Source organism: Micromonospora sp. M51 (assembly GCF_018070305.1).
In the GTDB taxonomy this organism is placed as follows: domain Bacteria; phylum Actinomycetota; class Actinomycetes; order Mycobacteriales; family Micromonosporaceae; genus Micromonospora; species Micromonospora parva.
In genome coordinates, this window is record NZ_JAGPXZ010001453.1 from 1 (window position 1) to 529 (window position 529).

The window sequence follows — 529 nt, forward strand, 5'->3', positions numbered from 1 at the left end:
CACCAAGCACCTCGCGCTGGCCGCGCTGACCGACCGGGAACCGGTCCGGCTGCTCGGCGGGTTCGTCTACCTGAGCCTGACCCGCAACAGCGGCGCGGCCTGGAGCATCGGTGCCGACCACACCTGGGTCTTCCCGCTGATCACCATCGGGGTGGTCGGCTGGATCGTCTGGATGGCACTGCGCCTGCGCTCGCTGCCCTGGGCGGTCTCCCTCGGCCTGGTGCTGGGTGGCGCGTTGGGCAACCTCGTCGACCGGATCTTCCGGGCGCCGTCCCCCTTCCACGGGCACGTGGTCGACATGATCAGCCTCTTCGACCCGTACGGTCAGGTCTGGCCGGTGTTCAACCTGGCCGACAGCTCGCTGGTCTGCGGTGTGCTGCTGGCCGTCCTGTTGGAGCTGACCGGCCGGCAGCGTGACGGCCGGCGGGCGGGGCGCGACGACGACCCGGCCACCACGGACGCCGCGTCGGGCGCCGAGCAGCGGGAGCGGGCATGACCTCCGCGTTCGCCGCTGGCGGCGACCACCGTT

General features: G+C 72.2%; 1 protein-coding gene. It reads left to right on the top strand.

Annotated features, from left to right (window positions below):
- On the top strand, window positions 1-496 hold a 496-nt coding region (gene lspA, locus KBX53_RS35400; protein WP_210864079.1), incomplete at its 5' end, for a signal peptidase II.
- Window positions 497-529 lie beyond the last annotated feature (33 nt).